The sequence below is a fragment of the Vibrio sp. 2304 genome (assembly GCF_033339475.1).
Classification (GTDB): domain Bacteria; phylum Pseudomonadota; class Gammaproteobacteria; order Enterobacterales; family Vibrionaceae; genus Vibrio; species Vibrio alginolyticus.
On sequence record NZ_JAWOUQ010000012.1, the window covers coordinates 43,148 to 60,953 of the forward strand.

A 17,806-nucleotide genomic window follows, 5' to 3' on the forward strand; every position below is an offset into this window, starting at 1 on the left:
AATCACAATATTAAAGTTAAATACGATTATTCGTTCAGCGGTTTTCTTAAATAGTGGATATGATGTGCAAATCCTTGTTTTTCATACAAAGATATTGCGCCCTGGTTAAAATGCCATACTTCAACAAACATCTGTTTTGCACCGTAATCAGAGAACGTTGACTCAATTTTATTAATCAATGCCTGCGCCGTACCTTGTTTTCGATATTCAGGCAGCACATAGAGCTCATCCACACTTCCCATCATAACTGGCTGGCTGACGGTAGAAATAAGTTCACAGAAGTGACCAGAGATAAAGCCAATAATTTCATCTCCTTGTTTTGCTACGTAAACAAGGCACTCAGGGTCGTCAATATATCGAGCAATGCTTTTTTCTTGTTCTATCTCCTCTGCCGTTTTGAAAAGCTCAGGAGATTGAAGATGATGCTCATCATGAAGCTCGAACATAAGATCGTTGAGCAACTCTAGGTCGCTAAAACACGCAGGTTTAATCGCAAACGTGGTCATACAAAGGGTCACTAAAAATGGAATGGCTGTAGTTTGTGAGGAAAACGTCGTATTGGCAAGTCACAAATGCTTTCACGATACGTTTGTACTGTTTGAACAACAAAAAGGCCCCTGCACTTAATAAACGTACAGAGGCAGAACCAACCAACAGAGTTCGAGGATCAGGGGTTAGTTAGAATTGAGTTTTTCTCAGCGTCGTAGCACTCGCTCAATTTCGTTCAAGCTACTTGGGTCATCAATCGTTGACGGAACGGTGTATTTTTCACCATCAGCTATTTGACGTATAGTTCGACGCAAAATTTTACCTGAACGTGTTTTCGGTAAACGGTCTACAACCAACGCATGCTTGAAGCAAGCAACTGCACCTATCTCACTACGCACTTTGCCCACAAGCTCACCTTCAAGGTCTAGCTCATCCACTTTGACGCCGTCTTTTAGTACCACAAAGCCAAGTGGAAGCTGACCTTTTAGATCATCGTGGATACCAACCACCGCACATTCTGCAATCGCTGGGTGGCCTCCTACTATTTCTTCCATTTCACCTGTCGACAATCGATGTCCCGCGACATTAATCACGTCATCAATACGTCCCATAATAAACAGGTAACCGTCTTCATCCAGATAGCCACCATCACCTGACACGTAGTAGCCTGGGAACTGGCTAAGATAACCAGTTTCAAAACGGTCATGATTACGCCAAACCGTTGGCAGACAACTTGGTGGTAGCGGACGTTTTAATGCGACAAAGCCTTGTTGGTTAGGCCCGACAGCCTCTCCAAGTTCATTCAGAATTTCGACCTGATAACCCGGGATGGGCTTCGTCGAAGAACCAGCTTTAACTGGCATCATTTCGACACCTGTCGGGTTGCCCGCGATGGCCCAGCCCGTCTCGGTTTGCCACCAGTGGTCAATAACGGGCTTGTCCGCTTTGCTCTGAACCCACTCCAGTGTCGGAGGGTCGAGGCGTTCTCCCGCCATAAAGATGGTTTTCAGATTCGACAAGTCGTACTGTTTTAAGTGCTCACCTTCCGGGTCCTCTTTCTTAATCGCACGAAACGCCGTTGGTGCAGAGAACAACGCATCTACTTTATATTCATCACACACTCGCCAAAATGCGCCAGGATCCGGTGTTCGAACAGGCTTGCCTTCGAATAGGATAGTAGTGCAACCGTGAATCAGTGGAGCGTAAACAATGTAAGAGTGCCCTACTACCCAGCCCACATCAGATGCCGCCCAAAAGACGCCATCTTGAGGAATGTTATAGATTGCGCTCATGGAGTACTTCATCGCGACAGCATGACCACCGTTATCACGCACAACGCCTTTCGGCTTACCTGTCGTACCCGATGTATAAAGTATGTAGAGCGGCTCGGTTGCTAACACCGGAACACAACCATGTGGCAGCGCTTGGTTGTACTCTCGCTGCCAATCTAAGTCTCTATCTTGGTTTAGCTCAGCGTCGCACTCTGGACGTTGGAAAACAAACACTTTCTCAGGCTTCCAACGGCTGTCCATAATGGCTTTGTCTACCATTGGTTTGTATGGAATGACTTTGTTGATCTCAATCCCGCACGACGCCGTCATGATCACTTTCGGCTCTGCATCTTCAATTCGTACAGCAAGCTCATTAGGTGCAAAACCACCGAATACTACGGAATGAATCGCCCCCAAACGCGCGCAGGCAAGCATCGCCATTGCGGCTTCTGGGATCATCGGCATATAAATAACGACTCGGTCGCCTTTTTCAACACCTTGAGCAGACAGCATGCCAGCAATTTTTGCTACTTGGTCACGTAGATCGCTATAGGTGTACGTGGCTTTACGACCTGTCACTGGCGAGTCATAAATGAGTGCAGTATTATCACCGCGTCCTTGCTCGCAATGGTAATCTAATGCTAACCAGCACGTATTCATTACACCATCTGGAAACCAACGTTCTATGCCGTTTTCATCAGATTTCAAGATAGTTTTAGGAGATTCGAACCAATCGATATTCTCCGCTTGAGCGCGCCAAAAACTCTCCGGTTCATTCTTCGCCCATAAGTATTCTTTTTCGTATGAAGACATATTGCTTCCTCCAGTATGTCCTGACATTGCTCTCGTTCTACTCAAAGATCGCTCTTTTAATCCAAAGATCGTCTCTTTTAATCGAAGACATAGAAGGGTACACGCACAAATCCCTCCATCAGTATTCTCGCACTTCGGCTCATAATGGCTTTTTGCACCACCCAGCCCTGCTCAGTTTGCTTCGCTTGTGCCCCAACTTTTAACGTTCCTGACGGGTGACCAAAAGTCACGGACTCTTTTTCACCGCCACCAGCGGCTAAATTCACTAACGTTCCGGGCACACACGCAGCAGAAGCGATAGCAACGGCTGCTGTTCCCATCATTGCATGATGTAGCTTGCCCATCGACAGCGCGCGAACGAGCACATCAATATCCGACTCATTAACGGCTTTACCACTTGAAGACAGGTAACTTTTCGGTTTAGAAACAAACGCTATTTTCGGCGTATGTTGGCGTGTTTGAGCTTCTTCTAAATCAGAAATCAGGCCCATTTTTAACGCGCCATATGCGCGGATGGATTCGAACATCGCTAATGCTGTGTCATCGTTGTTGATATCGTCTTGCAGCTCGGTGCCCTGATATCCTATCGATTCAGCATCAATAAAAATGGTTGGTATGCCCGCGTTAATAAAGGTCGCGTTGAACGTACCCACATCCGGCACCACCAAATCATCAACTAAGTTACCCGTTGGGAACATACTTCCTTCGCCATCGGAAGGATCAACAAAATCCACTTGAATTTCTGCCGCTGGAAACGTGACACCATCGAGTTCAAACTCTCCGGTTTCTTGGACGAAACCATTGACGATTGGCACGTGAATCAAAATCGTTTTGCTTATGTTCACTTGCCAAACACGCACCGTCACAATTCCATTTTCTGGAATGCGGTCTTGTGGAATCAGCCCAGCATGAATGGCGAAGGGACCAACTGCCGCAGACAAGTTGCCGCAGTTACCACTCCAATCGACGAATGGTTTGTCGATCGACACTTGACCAAATAAGTAGTCAACATCGTGATCGGCTCTGCTGCTGCGCGAAACAATCACTGTTTTACTGGTGCTTGACGTCGCGCCCCCCATGCCATCAATTTGCTTCGCGTAAGGATCAGGGCTGCCAATAACGCGTAGCAACAGTTTGTCACGTGCGGCTCCAGCCACTTGCGCTTCTTGAGGTAAATCCTCTAGGTTGAAAAAGACACCTTTACTCGTGCCGCCACGCATGTACGTCGCGGGCAATTTTATTTGGCTTGTTTGATTCGGAGTATTATTTGACATACGCACTCCTTATTGTGCCAAGAAATCTTGCGCGAAACGCTGCAGAACACCGCCCGCGTTATACACATGCACTTCGTCAGCGGTATCTAAGCGACAGGTGACCGGAACATCGACTTTATCGCCGTTGCTGCGTGTGATAACCAGCGCTAAATCAGCGCCCGGCTTGATTTCTCCAACCACGTCGTAAAGTTCCGTACCATCCAGCTCTAGCGTATTGCGGTTAACGCCCGACTTAAATTGCAGTGGTAGTACGCCCATGCCAACCAAGTTAGTACGGTGAATACGCTCAAAGCCTTCAGCAACAATGGCTTCTACGCCCGCCAGTCGAACGCCTTTTGCTGCCCAGTCACGGGATGACCCCTGACCGTAATCCGCGCCAGCCACCACGATCAATGGTTGTTTACGATTCATGTAGGTTTCAATCGCTTCCCACATACGAACCACCTGTCCTTCTGGCTCTACACGCGCCAGAGAACCCTGAACCACTTCACCGTTCTCTTTCACCATTTCGTTAAATAGTTTCGGGTTAGCAAAGGTCGCTCGTTGCGCCGTTAAGTGATCGCCACGGTGAGTCGCGTAAGAGTTGAAATCTTCTTCTGGCACACCCATTTTCGCTAAGTATTCACCTGCTGCGCTGCTTGCGAGAATCGCGTTGGATGGTGATAAGTGATCAGTGGTGATGTTGTCGCCCAGAATCGTCAATGGACGCATACCAGACAATGTTCTTTCTCCCGCTAGCGCACCTTCCCAGTACGGTGGTCGGCGGATGTAGGTACTCATCGGACGCCAGTCGTACAGCGGGTTGGGATTTTGCTCTTGATCATTCAGCTTAAACATCTGAATGTAAACTTGCTTAAACTGCTCAGGTTTAACATGAGTACCGACAACTGCATCGATCTCTTCATCGCTTGGCCACAAATCATTGAGATAAATTGGTTTGCCGTTTTGGTCCGTGCCAAGCGCATCGCGCTCGATATCAAAACGAATCGTACCCGCTAGCGCATAAGCGACAACCAATGGTGGTGAAGCCAAGAAAGCTTGTTTGGCGTACGGATGGATTCGACCATCAAAGTTACGGTTACCAGAAAGCACCGCTGTCGCATATAAATCACGGTCGATGATCTCTTGTTGGATTTTTGGATCCAGCGCACCACTCATACCGTTACAAGTTGTACATGCGTAACCAACAATGCCAAAGCCAAGCTTCTCTAGCTCTGGTAATAAGCCCGCTTCTTCCAGATACAAGCGTGCAACTTTAGAACCCGGAGCAAAAGACGATTTCACCCAAGGCTTACGTACAAGACCAAGTTCGTTGGCTTTCTTCGCGACAAGGCCAGCAGCAACCACGTTTCTTGGGTTACTAGTATTCGTACATGAGGTAATAGCAGCGATGATCACTGCACCATCTGGCAACTCGCCTTCTTTCTCTTCCCACGCTCCAGAAATGCCGCGCTGTGCCAACTCAGAAGTTGGTAAACGACGATGAGGGTTTGACGGACCAGCCAAGTTACGGCTAACTGATGATAAATCGAACTCAAGTACGCGCTCGTAAACTGCGCTATCAAGATCGTCTGCCCAAAGACCGGTTTGTTTTGCGTAATTTTCTACTAAAGCAACTTGTTCTTCATCTCGACCAGTTAGTTTCAAGTAATTGATGGTCTGCTCATCAATATAAAACATGCCAGCTGTTGCGCCGTATTCTGGTGTCATGTTTGAAATCGTTGCGCGGTCTCCGATCGTTAGATCACGTGCGCCTTCTCCAAAGAATTCAAGATACGAAGATACCACACGCTCATTACGCAGAAACTCAGTAATCGCGAGGACAATATCCGTTGCGGTAATGCCCGGTTGACGTTTACCCGTCAGTTTGACACCGACAATATCTGGTAGACGCATCATTGATGGTCGGCCAAGCATGACGGTTTCTGCTTCCAGACCACCGACACCTATCGCAATAACACCAAGAGCGTCTACGTGAGGCGTGTGACTGTCCGTACCCACACAGGTGTCAGGGTAGGCAATGCCCTGCTTTGCTTGTACCACAGGAGACATTTTTTCCAAGTTGATTTGGTGCATGATGCCATTCCCAGCTGGAATCACGCTGACGTTTTCAAACGCTGTTTTACACCACTCAATAAAGTGGAATCGGTCTTCATTACGGCGCTCTTCAATCGCGCGGTTTTTGTCGAAGGCATCAGGGTCAAAGCCCGCATGTTCAACCGCTAAAGAGTGGTCAACGATCAATTGTGTCTCAACCACTGGGTTCACTTTTGCAGGGTCGCCGCCCTGATCTGAAATGGCATCGCGTAGACCCGCTAAATCGACTAGAGCGGTCTGACCAAGAATGTCATGACAAACAACGCGTGCTGGATACCAAGGAAAATCAAGATCGCGTTTGCGTTCAATTAACTGTTTCAGGCTATCTGTCAATGTGTTCGGGTCACAGCGACGGACCAGTTGCTCAGCTAGCACGCGAGAGGTATAAGGGAGTGTTTCATAGGCTCCAGGAGAAATGGCATTGACGGCTTCGCGTGCATCAAAATAATCCAGTTGAGTTCCCGGAAGCGGCTTACGATATTGGGTATTAATATTTGTGTTCATGGTTTGCTTCCATTCAGTCTTTACATCTTGCCTTCATCAAGGTTTTCCATTGCTCCAGAAACACAGTGATGAGAGGTTCTCCTTCCTCTGTTAGAGAGAATGACAAAGGAAGGAGGTGGTCAACCAAAGCATATAATGCCCTCGTTGACCTTCGCGCTAGCGATTCTCGATAGGCACCCATTCTTGATGATCTGGGCCCGTATAATCGGCACTTGGGCGAATAATACGGTTATTGGCACGCTGTTCATAAACGTGTGCAGCCCAGCCCGTTAAACGACTCATCACAAAGATTGGGGTAAATAGTTTGGTTGGAATGTCCATGAAGTGGTAAGCCGATGCATGGAAGAAGTCCGCATTACAGAACAGACCTTTCTCTCGCTTCATCACTGATTCAACACGCTCAGAAACCGCATATAGATGAGTATCACCAACTTGTTTCGATAGCTCTTTGGACCATCGTTTTATTAAGGCGTTGCGAGGGTCACTTTCACGATAAATCGCGTGACCGAAGCCCATGATCTTGTCTTTATTGGCTAGCATTTTCATGATGTTCGCTTCCGCCTCATCGGGCGTTTGCCAATCTTCAATCATTTCCATCGCCGCTTCGTTTGCGCCGCCGTGAAGTGGTCCACGAAGCGTACCGATTGCTGCCGTGATACAAGAATGGATGTCTGACAACGTTGATGCACAAACGCGTGCTGCGAATGTAGAAGCATTAAACTCATGTTCAGCATAAAGAATGAGCGAGCAATGCATCACTTGTTTGTGCAGCGCAGATGGCGCTTTGTCTGTAAGTAATCGCAAGAAGTAACCACCGATGCAATCTTCAGTCTGATCCTCTGTGTTGATACGCACGCCATCATGACTAAAGCGGTACCAGTAACAGATGATGGCAGGGAACAAGGCAAGCATACGTTCGGTTGCTTTCAGTTGCTCCTCGAAGCTCATTTCCTGCTCTAGGTTACCCAATACAGAACAACCCGTGCGCATTACGTCCATTGGGTGTGCGCTTGCAGGAATCAACTCTAAAGCTTGTTTTAGCTCGGCTGGCAAACCTCTAAGGCTGAGTAGGTGTGTCTTGTACGCATCAAGTTCTTGTTGATTCGGCAAGTGACCGCGTAACAGAAGGTGAGCCACTTCTTCAAACTGTGCGTTGTTCGCAAGATCAGTAATATCGTATCCACGATAAGTTAAACCAGTTCCCGTTTTTCCGACAGTACATAAAGCTGTGCTTCCTGCGCTTTGACCACGAAGGCCTGCGCCACCTAATTCTGCTTTCTTTTCTGCAGTTTGAGACATTGTTTGAACTCCTTTTCTATCTGACTTTTCCCTCTCTGGGGTGTTTTTAGCCAAACGAATTTCACGTTATTAGATGAGATAAATTCCGATTATCTTTTTCTTGGGCTTCCGTTTATTTTTGCTTTTCCCCCGCTATTTCCCTTCAGAGAATAACTGGTCAAGTTTGTCTTCGTAGTCGTGGTAATTCAGGTGCTGATACAACTCTTTACGTGTTTGCATCGAATCAACCAGTGCTTCCTGATTACCCACTTCTAGCAAATGTTTGTAGACCGTTTCAGCAGCTTTGTTCATGGCACGGAACGCACTTAATGGATAAAGCACCATGTCCACTTTTGCTTTCGCTAGCTCATCGCAGCCATACAGCGGTGTCGCGCCAAATTCTGTAATATTCGCCAGAATAGGAACGTGCTTTCCGGTCGCTTGCTCAAGCGCATTTGAGAACTGAAGGTACTGGTCCAGCTTGTTCATCGCTTCTGGGAAGATCATGTCTGCGCCAGCTTCCACACACGCAATCGCGCGCTCGATTGCGCTGTCCATGCCTTCAACAGCTAACGCGTCAGTACGAGCCATAATCACGAAACTTTCATCATTGCGTGCATCAACCGCGGCTTTTACACGATCAACCATCTCTTGCTGGCTGACTATTGCTTTGTTCGGACGATGACCACAACGTTTCTGTGCGACTTGGTCTTCCATGTGCACCGCTGCCGCGCCCGCTTTTTCCATCGCTTTGATCGTGCGAGCAATGTTAAATGCACCGCCAAAGCCCGTGTCGATATCAACCAAAAGAGGCAAATCACATGCGTTAGTAATACGGTCAACATCAACCAAAACGTCGTTTAATGTTGTGATACCGAGATCCGGCAATCCGTATGAAGCATTTGCGATACCGCCACCAGACAAGTAAATCGCTTGGTGACCCAAGTTTTTTGCCATCATGGCGCAATACGGGTTTATAGTGCCGACAATTTGTAGTGGATTATTTTGTTCAATGGCGAGTCTGAATTTCGCTCCCGGTGTTAAGCTCATGACGAATTCCTTCTAGTCTTTGTCTAAACTTTCTGTATGTATAATTTGAGATTGGATGAGCTTTCGACTTCCTGATATGTGTCTTCTCATCAACATTTCTGCAAGCTCTTCATCGCGATTGCGAATGGCTTCCAAAATGAATTTGTGTTCGGTGAGCGCCTCATTCGGGCGAGATTGCGCACGTGGCGACTGGTAACGATACATCCGTAATAAGTGATAGAGTTCATCACACAGCAGAGATATTAACTTACTGTTTCTGCTCGCTTGGATGATGCGATAGTGAAAATCAAAGTCACCATGTTGATGGAAGTAAGACGCGCCTTCCATTTGGTCTATATGCTTGGAATGTGTCGACAATAGCATTTCCAAGCTCAAGAGCTCTTCTTGCGTAATGTGTCGCGCAGCTAACCTTGCCGCCATGCCTTCCAATGCTTCTCGAACGGCATAAAGTTCTATCAGCTTTTCCGGAGAAAAAGTGGTCACTCTAGCCCCAACATGAGGAATTCGCTCGATGAGCCCTAGCCCCTCTAAGCGCATCAATGCTTCACGCAAAGGCCCACGACTGACTTGATATTTCTTTGCTAGCTCAGGCTCTGATATCTTATGGCCAGGCTTCACGTCGCCATTAACAATGACTTCAATGAGTGTTTCGGTCAGCGTTTCGGATTTGGTGTGTTCTTTCTCAGAACCCAGCACTTTATAACGAGCTTTCAACTCAGAGTTCATATTCAGATACTCTTGTTACCGACATCGAAATGTCTACAATTTCTTAACCTGAATATAAAGTAGTCGATCAAAGTGTCGACAATCAAGTAAATTGTCGACAATTTAGACTAAGGTCGTAATTTAAATTGGCCTAAAATGCCCATTAAGTGCCGTTTTTAGCAGAAATAAAGAATGGGGAACTCATATTGTCGACAACTTGTAAACCTTTAAGCTTATGATCTAAAAACTAAAAGCTCAGCTGTCGAACAATAATCGGATAAAAAACTATTCTTTAGGTACAAATTGATCAAAGACTTGTTGCGAAGTCATCTTTTGTGAAGCGGAATTGAGGTCATAATAAGCTGGCTTTTCATCGGTAAAAATCTCTAAAGTGAGTTTGAAATCTGGGTTATCGAACAAACCAGCGGAAAGAATGTACTCACCTGTCGGCAACAAATGATAGAAAAGGTTTGTGCCACACTCACCGCAAAACCCCCTCACTCCCCAGTCTGACGACTGATAACGTTTAGGTTCGCCACCTTTAAACGTCACGTTAGGCCCACAATGCACCGCATGAAGTGCGCCACTCGACCATTTTCGACACATAGAGCAATGGCACAGGCTAACCTCATTTTTAACCTCAGCGATGACTTCAATTGCGCCGCACAAACACGTCCCTTTCATTCTCTTTTCCTCGTTCATTTTCCGTCATTTTATTATGGCCTACCAAAGCGTAAAGCCGCGTGACCTAACACCAACTTCTCGCCGTGAACTTTATGAACAAAATAACCGAAATGCTCAATATTCTCTTTATATCTCTTTTACAGACAGATATTTAACACTTAATTAACCTTTACACCAAGTTCAGCTTTAACGCTTACAAGGCATGACAACTGAGCAAAAACAATAAGGCTCAACTAAATAGAGTCGCTAACATAAGGAACGTGAACATGTTAAAGGTACTCAAACCAACGCTCGCCGCTTCAATCATCGCAGCTTCATTTTCATTCAACGCTCTTGCTGCAGATATTGAAAAAATGCACTTTCTTATCCCTGGAGGTGCCGGTGGCGGTTGGGACATGACCGCCCGAGGTACTGGTGATGTATTAATAAAGTCGGACATCGTCGAAACCGTATCATTTCAAAACCTATCTGGTGGTGGCGGTGGCAAAGCAATCGCACATTTGATTGAAACGGCTGATCGTCAAGAAGATACACTCATGGTGAACTCAACACCGATCGTCGTTCGCTCGCTCAGTGGGATCTTCCCACAATCTTTCCGCGACTTGACTCCTGTTGCCGCAACGGTTGCCGATTATGGCGCCATTGTTACATCAGCCGATTCTCCTTACAGCTCTTGGGAAGATGTCGTTAAAGCTTTTAAAGAAAACCCACGTAAGGTGAAGGTTGCTGGTGGCTCTGCTCGCGGTTCTATGGATCATTTGGTTATAGCAGCAGCTTTCAAAGGTGAAGGTTTTGATGCGCGTAAAGTTCGTTACATTGCCTATGATGCAGGTGGAAAAGCCATGGCAGCCCTACTTTCAGGCGAAACACAACTGCTCTCTACAGGGCTAGGTGAAGTACTCGAAATGTCTAAGTCTGGGCAAGTGAAAGTGTTAGCGATTACAGCACCAAAACGTTTAGAAGCTGCGCCTAACATTCCAACTCTCACCGAATATGGTAATGAAACTGTCTTTGCTAACTGGCGTGGATTCTTTGCAGCACCAGGCACAAGCCAAGAAAAGCTAGATGAATGGAATGCCGCATTTACTAAAATGTATAACACCGACGAATGGCAAGTCGTTCGAGACCGCAATGGTTGGATCGACAACTATAAAGCGGATAAAGCATTCTTCGCGTTTCTTGAAGATCAAGAGCAACAGATGGGTGACTTAATGCGCGAGTTAGGCTTCCTGAAGTAACAGTCGAATTGGGGTCCCTCAGATACCAACCTCAATGAATAACGTAGGTTGGTATTTCCCCATTGTATTTGCACTCTAAGTTTCACCGCATATGGACATTGTCGACAATCGGCATGCACACTCCTTTGTTTATATACCCAAAGCGGCTCGACTAGCAGCGAAATGCTTAATTGTTAATGGTTTAGTTTATTCATTGACGTCCATATGCGGTCTTTTTTACTTTTGTTAGGAGTTGAATATGCCTCGTTCAACCAACTTTTTCACCAAAGAGTATTTGCTCTGTCGTGACCGCGTCGGCGCAATGATCTTTCTACTCTTCTGTCTTTGCTACGGTTATCAAACCTCACAAATTCCATTGTTTCCAGGTGATGAGTATGAACCATTCACCGCACGTACTCTGCCAACCATCCTGACTTACGTTGGTGTCGGCCTTTCTTTGCTATTGCTGGTGACAGGACAACCAGACAAACAAAGTGGCGCAGTGCTGACCTTCAATTGGAAGTTACTGATTGCCTTTTTAATTTTAATGGCGCTCTACGGAGTGGGCCTGACTTATCTAGGTTTTGTGATAGCTACTGGCTTCTTTTTATTGGCTGGCTTTTATCTGCTCGGGGAAAGACGTAAACCCGTTCTGTTTGGCGCGTCGTTTCCATTCGTGATCGCGTTCTACTTATTACTCACCCAAGGTTTGGACATCTATCTCGAACCGGGTTTGATTTTCACCATCTGGTAGTCAAAGAAAGGACTGAATTATGTTAGATGGAATTCTACAAGGTTTATCCACCGCAGTTATGCCAATGAACATTATGATGGTGATCGTTGGTTGCTTCGTCGGTACATTTATCGGCATGTTACCTGGACTTGGGCCGATCTCAGCCATTGCTTTGATGATCCCAATTACTTATGGCCTAGAGCCCTCCTCTGGCCTTATTTTAATGGCGGGTGTTTATTACGGTGCGGTATTTGGTGGTTCTACATCGTCGATTTTAATTAACGCGCCGGGTTGTTCTTCAACCGTGGTCACAGCATTCGACGGCTACCCAATGGCTCAAAAAGGCCAGGCAGGTAAAGCATTAGCTTTGGCAGCTTATTCGTCTTTCACTGGCGGTACGCTATCTGCCATTATGTTGCTTGTTGCCGCACCAGCATTGGCTAGCGTCTCCCTTAGCTTCCAATCGTCGGACTATTTTGCGTTGATGCTACTTGGGTTATCAGCAGTCGCGGCTTTTGCGGGGAAAGGTCAGGTAATCAAAGCGTGGATGATGACCATTCTTGGTTTGATGCTATCTACAGTTGGAATCGATAAAGGCGTAGGCGTTGAACGCTTTACCTTCGGTTTAACGGATTTAATGGATGGCTTTAGCTTCTTGTTGCTTGCAATGGCGACATTCGCACTGGGTGAGACACTGATGGGCATCCTTAAACCATCAAAAGACACCAGCGATGAAGAACAAGAAAAGCTGAGCAACATTGGCTCAATGAAAGTGACCAAGGAAGAAATCAAAGATGTTGCGCCTGTTTCAATTCGCTCTTCAATATTAGGTTTCTTCACTGGCGTTCTTCCTGGCGCAGGGGCAACCATTGCTGCTTTTTTAAGCTATGGTATGGAGCGCAACCTCGCACCTAAAGAGAAAAAGGATGAGTTCGGTAAAGGCAGTATCCGTGGTTTGGTTGCGCCAGAGTCTGCGAACAATGCAGCATCTAGTGGTTCATTTGTACCGCTATTAACGCTTGGTATTCCGGGCTCTGGTACAACAGCAATAATGCTCGGTGCGCTGATCGCTTATGGTATTCAACCTGGCCCTCGCCTATTTGTTGAACACCCAGATGTGTTCTGGTCAGTGATCATTTCCATGTACTTCGGCAACATCGTACTTGTGATCCTGAACTTACCATTAATTCCGTACATTTCAAAGCTTTTGGCGGTTCCGAGAACGGTGCTTCTACCGATGATTTTATTCTTCTCAATCACCGGGGTTTATTTGGTCTCTTTTAACACTATGGATGTGTTCGTGATGCTGATTGTGGCTATGGCTGCCATTGCACTTCGGCTCGCTAACTTCCCGCTCGCACCTTTATTGCTGGGCTTCATCCTTGGAGGATTAATGGAAGAGAACTTACGCCGCGCATTAATGATTTCAGATGGAGAACTGAGTTTCCTATGGGAGCGTCCTATTACCCTTACCTTTACTGTTTTAGCTGTATTGGTATTGGCAAGTCCACTAATCGTAAAGCTGATTCAAAAGTTTAAAGCACAGCCAGTCAGCGTTGAGCAGTAATCGCTGTCTCTTTCAACCTAGATAAAGCCATCCATCGTGATGGCTTTATCTTCCGCCCTCCAAATCGTTCGCTTATTGTGCAGATGGTATTGACAAATCACTGTCGTTATATGAAGGTGATTGTATGAACACACACTTAGCGCAACTTAACCAACGAATTATCATCATTCCATAGGAATGGTGGGATTTTTTGATGCGCTCAGTATTTATCGAACCCACCCATAGCGGTGGGTTTTCTGTCTCTACCGTATGGGAAAAGCTCTCTTGGAGGCGGTCACAATGCAAAAAATAGCAGTTTTTGGTAAACCCGGCAGTGGAAAATCGACGGTAAGTAAAGCAATCGCGTCTGCTACCGGTCTTCCTCTTCATCAATTAGATTCAATAGTCTATAAACCAAACGGTGATCCCGTCGAGCGTAACGTTTTTGATGAAGCCCATAGCAATATACTAAGCTCAGATCGTTGGATTATAGATGGCCTTGGACCGATCAGCTCTTTCAACGCTCGTTTAGATGCAGCCGATACTCTCATTTATATTGATCTACCATACTCCGTAAGCTATTGGTTTGTGACGAAACGTCTCCTTAAAGGACTATTCATAAAACCTGAAGGTTGGCCTGATGGTAGTTCGGTACTGAAAGGAACGTTACAAAGCTACAAAGTTCTTCAGCAATGCCCCGCATTCTGGAATGATGACTTTATGTATCGCCTCGAAGGGTACTCTCAAAGTAAAGCCGTTCATGTCATCAAAAACGTTACAGAACTGAACAATTTTGTTTTAGAGCGGGTAAAGTAAACCTCATATCAGAACATTAGAGCATGTAGGTTAGATCATCTGAAGCTCTAACAATGAAAAAGAACATAACAAGGATTGTTTATGCTTTTAGAACTCTCACTTTTATTCATTGCTGGCGTAATTGGTGGGATCATTAACTCCATAGCGGGAGGCGGAAGCTTTATTACTTTTCCGGCTCTATTGGCAGTTGGTGTTCCTCCTATTATGGCTAACGCAACAAACACATATGCTTCATGTGCGGGTTACATTAGTGGAGCCGTCGGGTTCAGAGAAGAGATCATGAAGAACAAGCATGAACTGCTGTTCACAGTCTCATTCAGTTTAGTCGGCGGCGCTGTCGGAGCATATCTGTTGCTCAACACGCCAGAATCGCTATTTATGGAAGCCATCCCTTGGTTACTCTTATTTGCCACCGTGCTTTTTCTCACCGGTTCTCGTTTAACAATGCTAATCAAAACTGTCGCGAAAGAGCACAAACATGCTGGCATACTCGGAGCAATCGCGTTGGGTTTACTACTTGTTGGTGTCTCTGCTTACGGTGGTTTTTTCAACGCAGGTTTAGGGGTTATTGTTCTGAGTTATCTGGTAGTAGCTGGTCACCAAGACATTAATTTAATGAACGGTTTGAAATTGCTCGTATCTACGTGTGTTTCACTCATTGCTATCGTGATTTTTGTTGCCAATGGCTCCATTGATTGGCACACAGGTAGTGTTGTTTTGGTCGGTACGTTGGTAGGTGGGTATCTTGCAGCTCGTGTATCTCGTCAACTGAATCCCAATCATGTTAAAGGGTTTGTTGCTCTTTCTTCTATTCTCATCACTATCTACTTTTTCATTGATGTTTATGTTTAAGCAAAACTTGTACAAGTGGATAACACTCCTACAAAAACACCAGCGCGAAAGATTAATGCAGATAGCTTAACGATTTTTTGTGTCACTCCAGCGAGGTTAGGAATCTAATAGCACTACACTGAGCGGCTAATGAAACCATTTTGATCACAAAGTGCTCGGATAGAAGATCCTGTATCACGCTCCTTCGTCGCTGTACAGGATGACGAGAAATAGAAATATGCCACTCGCGGTTAAACGAGTGGCATTGATCGAGAAAGATGGCGTTTTACATCAATAATAAGAGAAAGTAACGCTTACTTAATCAGCCCTACTTCTTTGTAGTATTTGAGCGCACCTGGGTGAAGAGGCGCAGATAAACCGTCTTTTACCATTTCCTCTTTCTTCAAGTTTGCAAACGCTGGGTGGAGACGGCGGAAATCATCGAAGTTTTCAAATACCGCTTTAACCACGTTATAAACCACATCTTCTGGTACCGCAGTAGAAGAAACAAACGTCGCGCCCACACCAAAGGTTTGAACATCACTATCTGTGCCACGATACATACCACCTGGGACATTTGCGACACGATAGAAGCTGTTGTTTGCAACCAGTTTTTCTACATTAGGTCCAGCTACCGTTACGATATTACTATCACACGACGTAGTGGCTTCTTTAATCGCTCCACTTGGGTGACCAACGGTATAAATCATCGCATCAATTTTGTTATCACAAAGTGCTTTTGATTGCTCTGCTGCTTTTAACTCAGAGACAAGCTTAAAGTCGTCGTTACTCCAACCATACTGGTTCATTAGCACTTCCATAGTACCTCGCTGACCAGAACCAGGATTACCAATGTTAACGCGCTTACCTTTCAAATCATCAAAAGTTTTGATGTTCGCGTCTTTACGTGCAACGACAGTAAACGGTTCTGGATGAACGGAGAATACGGCGCGTAGCTCTTTAAAAGGCCCGCTTTCTTCAAACTTACTGGTTCCTTTGTAAGCATGATACTGCCAGTCTGATTGCGCGATACCGAGGTCCAATTCACCAGCACGAATAGTGTTGATGTTATAAATCGATCCCCCAGTACTTTCTACCGAACAACGGATACCGTGATCTTCTCGCGATTTGTTAACCAAGCGACAAATAGCGCCACCAGTCGGATAATAAACCCCTGTTACGCCACCGGTACCAATCGTGACAAACGTTTCCTCCGCAGACGCAGAAAAGCCTGTTGTGAGTGCCGCCAAAGAAGCCGCAAGTGCGATTTGCTTAAACTTAAACATTGAACATCCCTTTTACTTGTGTTGATGACCGTTTAAGTATAGCAACCGTTAACAATTTGATAACGTTTGAGTTCTCATCCTTGGAGGTTGATTTATAGATATATACTTTTTTATCAACTTAACCTGCTGATAAATAGCGTTTATACTTTTATCCCATAAAAAAAGCGTTGTATAAACAACGCTTTGTAGTTAGTGAAACGGATGGTTACACCGTTGGGACTGATGCTCGCCACGCTTGGTTCTGGCTATCTGAGATAGATCGGAACAAGTCACGTAGTTCTTTCAATAAGCCTTCTTGGAAACCAATGTTTTCATCGGCTTTCTGTTTGGCTGCTTGTGCGCGAGTCGCTTGTACTTCATCATCTTTGCTGCGCGCTTGCGCTTTGGTTTGCTCTACATTCGATGCTGAGTTTGCCATCTGGCCCAAAGCTTGAAGAATCGCGTTCTTCGCTTGGTTTGAGCTCATCAACTTATCGAACTTACGGCCACCACTTGTCAGCTGCGCTGTCGTGTCTGCGATATTGTCTTTCGCTAGTGAGTGCGCACGCTTAACCTGATCTTGCTGCGTTTTAGACAAGCTATTGTTATTTAATAACTCTTCTGCTTGATCGAAGCCAGCTTTTTGCGTTTTAAGTACATTATTGCTCGCCATTTCATTCTTGATTTCTTTCCCTGCTTTGAAAGAACCAAGGGCACCAATAATTGCGGTAGCACCCGCTAGTACACCCGAAACGACTGCCATCGCGATCATCGCGCTTGCCGAGTTGTTTAGTTCTGCCGCTTGGCTTTCTAAACTCGCGACGTTTGCTTCAACAGCAATTTCACGTTGTAGCACTTGTTGCTCACGGCTCAGCTTTGATACTTGATACAACAATGTTAATAGCGTCAACGATTGTGATACCGCATCTGATGGTGACTTGATCACCTCCTCACCGTTAAGCGCTTTCATCGTTGTGCTCATTAATGAGCTCACCGTCGGTGCAAGAGCGCTCATTAGGTTTGCAACAACTTGAGCTTGGTTACTCACTGTAGGAGCTTTAGGTGTCTCTAACTGGTAGCGTGCTGCACCAGAAACACCTGACTCACTTTGGCTTTTAACGGCGCCCGCTTCAAGCTTTGTTTCCGGTGCTTTTTCTGCTTTGTTGGTTTTAATGGTATCGCCTAAACCGTATAGTTCACCACGACCCGTTCCGCCTACTTTATCTAGCATAA

At 45.8% G+C, this 17,806-nt stretch carries 15 protein-coding genes; 5 read left to right on the forward strand and 10 right to left on the reverse strand.

From position 1 onward, the window contains the following. Positions 1-26: 26 nt before the first annotated feature. From R7P64_RS19510 to R7P64_RS19545, 8 genes are all read right to left on the reverse strand, one after another. Entirely contained in the window at positions 27-506 is a 480-nt protein-coding gene (locus R7P64_RS19510; protein WP_005377290.1) for a GNAT family N-acetyltransferase, read from the reverse strand. Positions 507-695: 189 nt separating this feature from the next. Next, on the reverse strand, positions 696-2,573 hold the full coding sequence (locus tag R7P64_RS19515) for a propionyl-CoA synthetase (RefSeq protein WP_213874499.1): 1,878 nt from the start codon (positions 2,571-2,573) through the stop codon (positions 696-698). A 77-nt stretch (positions 2,574-2,650) separates the two neighbouring features. Then, entirely contained in the window at positions 2,651-3,847 is a 1,197-nt protein-coding gene (gene prpF, locus R7P64_RS19520) for a 2-methylaconitate cis-trans isomerase PrpF (protein ID WP_318123856.1), read from the reverse strand. Positions 3,848-3,856: 9 nt separating this feature from the next. Then, a complete protein-coding gene (acnD, locus tag R7P64_RS19525; protein WP_318123858.1) occupies positions 3,857-6,448 on the reverse strand; it encodes a Fe/S-dependent 2-methylisocitrate dehydratase AcnD in 2,592 nt (863 codons plus the stop codon). 156 nt (positions 6,449-6,604) lie between these two features. After that, a complete protein-coding gene (prpC, locus tag R7P64_RS19530; RefSeq protein ID WP_005377283.1) occupies positions 6,605-7,747 on the reverse strand; it encodes a 2-methylcitrate synthase in 1,143 nt (380 codons plus the stop codon). Between the two features lie 132 nt (positions 7,748-7,879). Further along, positions 7,880-8,776 carry a methylisocitrate lyase gene (gene prpB / locus R7P64_RS19535; protein ID WP_005388185.1) on the reverse strand — a complete coding sequence of 299 codons (897 nt, stop codon included), beginning with the start codon at positions 8,774-8,776 and terminating at the stop codon, positions 7,880-7,882. A gap of 12 nt (positions 8,777-8,788) precedes the next feature. Continuing rightward, positions 8,789-9,502 carry a GntR family transcriptional regulator gene (locus tag R7P64_RS19540; protein ID WP_005377279.1) on the reverse strand — a complete coding sequence of 238 codons (714 nt, stop codon included), beginning with the start codon at positions 9,500-9,502 and terminating at the stop codon, positions 8,789-8,791. Between the two features lie 264 nt (positions 9,503-9,766). Beyond that, on the reverse strand, positions 9,767-10,165 hold the full coding sequence (locus tag R7P64_RS19545) for a GFA family protein (protein ID WP_017633774.1): 399 nt from the start codon (positions 10,163-10,165) through the stop codon (positions 9,767-9,769). 266 nt (positions 10,166-10,431) lie between these two features. Between R7P64_RS19545 and R7P64_RS19550 the strand changes: the two genes are divergently transcribed. From R7P64_RS19550 to R7P64_RS19570, 5 genes are all read left to right on the forward strand, one after another. After that, complete coding sequence (locus R7P64_RS19550) at positions 10,432-11,403, forward strand: tripartite tricarboxylate transporter substrate binding protein (protein WP_005388181.1); 972 nt, start codon at positions 10,432-10,434, stop codon at positions 11,401-11,403. Between the two features lie 238 nt (positions 11,404-11,641). Further along, positions 11,642-12,136: a tripartite tricarboxylate transporter TctB family protein gene (locus R7P64_RS19555; RefSeq protein ID WP_005388179.1), complete on the forward strand. Its 495-nt coding sequence runs from the start codon at positions 11,642-11,644 to the stop codon at positions 12,134-12,136. A gap of 19 nt (positions 12,137-12,155) precedes the next feature. Beyond that, on the forward strand, positions 12,156-13,682 hold the full coding sequence (locus R7P64_RS19560) for a tripartite tricarboxylate transporter permease (RefSeq protein WP_005388177.1): 1,527 nt from the start codon (positions 12,156-12,158) through the stop codon (positions 13,680-13,682). 279 nt (positions 13,683-13,961) lie between these two features. Continuing rightward, positions 13,962-14,477: an adenylate kinase gene (locus tag R7P64_RS19565; protein WP_054728525.1), complete on the forward strand. Its 516-nt coding sequence runs from the start codon at positions 13,962-13,964 to the stop codon at positions 14,475-14,477. Between the two features lie 81 nt (positions 14,478-14,558). Next, the gene (locus tag R7P64_RS19570) at positions 14,559-15,329 is read left to right on the forward strand and encodes a sulfite exporter TauE/SafE family protein (RefSeq protein ID WP_047102688.1); all 771 of its coding nucleotides are present in this window, start codon (positions 14,559-14,561) and stop codon (positions 15,327-15,329) included. A 293-nt stretch (positions 15,330-15,622) separates the two neighbouring features. Here the strand turns inward: R7P64_RS19570 and R7P64_RS19575 are convergent, their stop codons facing one another. Both R7P64_RS19575 and vopD read right to left on the reverse strand, forming a co-directional pair. Continuing rightward, entirely contained in the window at positions 15,623-16,594 is a 972-nt protein-coding gene (locus tag R7P64_RS19575; protein ID WP_017821698.1) for a TAXI family TRAP transporter solute-binding subunit, read from the reverse strand. A gap of 205 nt (positions 16,595-16,799) precedes the next feature. Then, positions 16,800-17,804, reverse strand: a complete 1,005-nt coding sequence (vopD, locus tag R7P64_RS19580) for a type III secretion system translocon subunit VopD (RefSeq protein WP_005377262.1) — start codon at positions 17,802-17,804, stop codon at positions 16,800-16,802. Positions 17,805-17,806 lie beyond the last annotated feature (2 nt).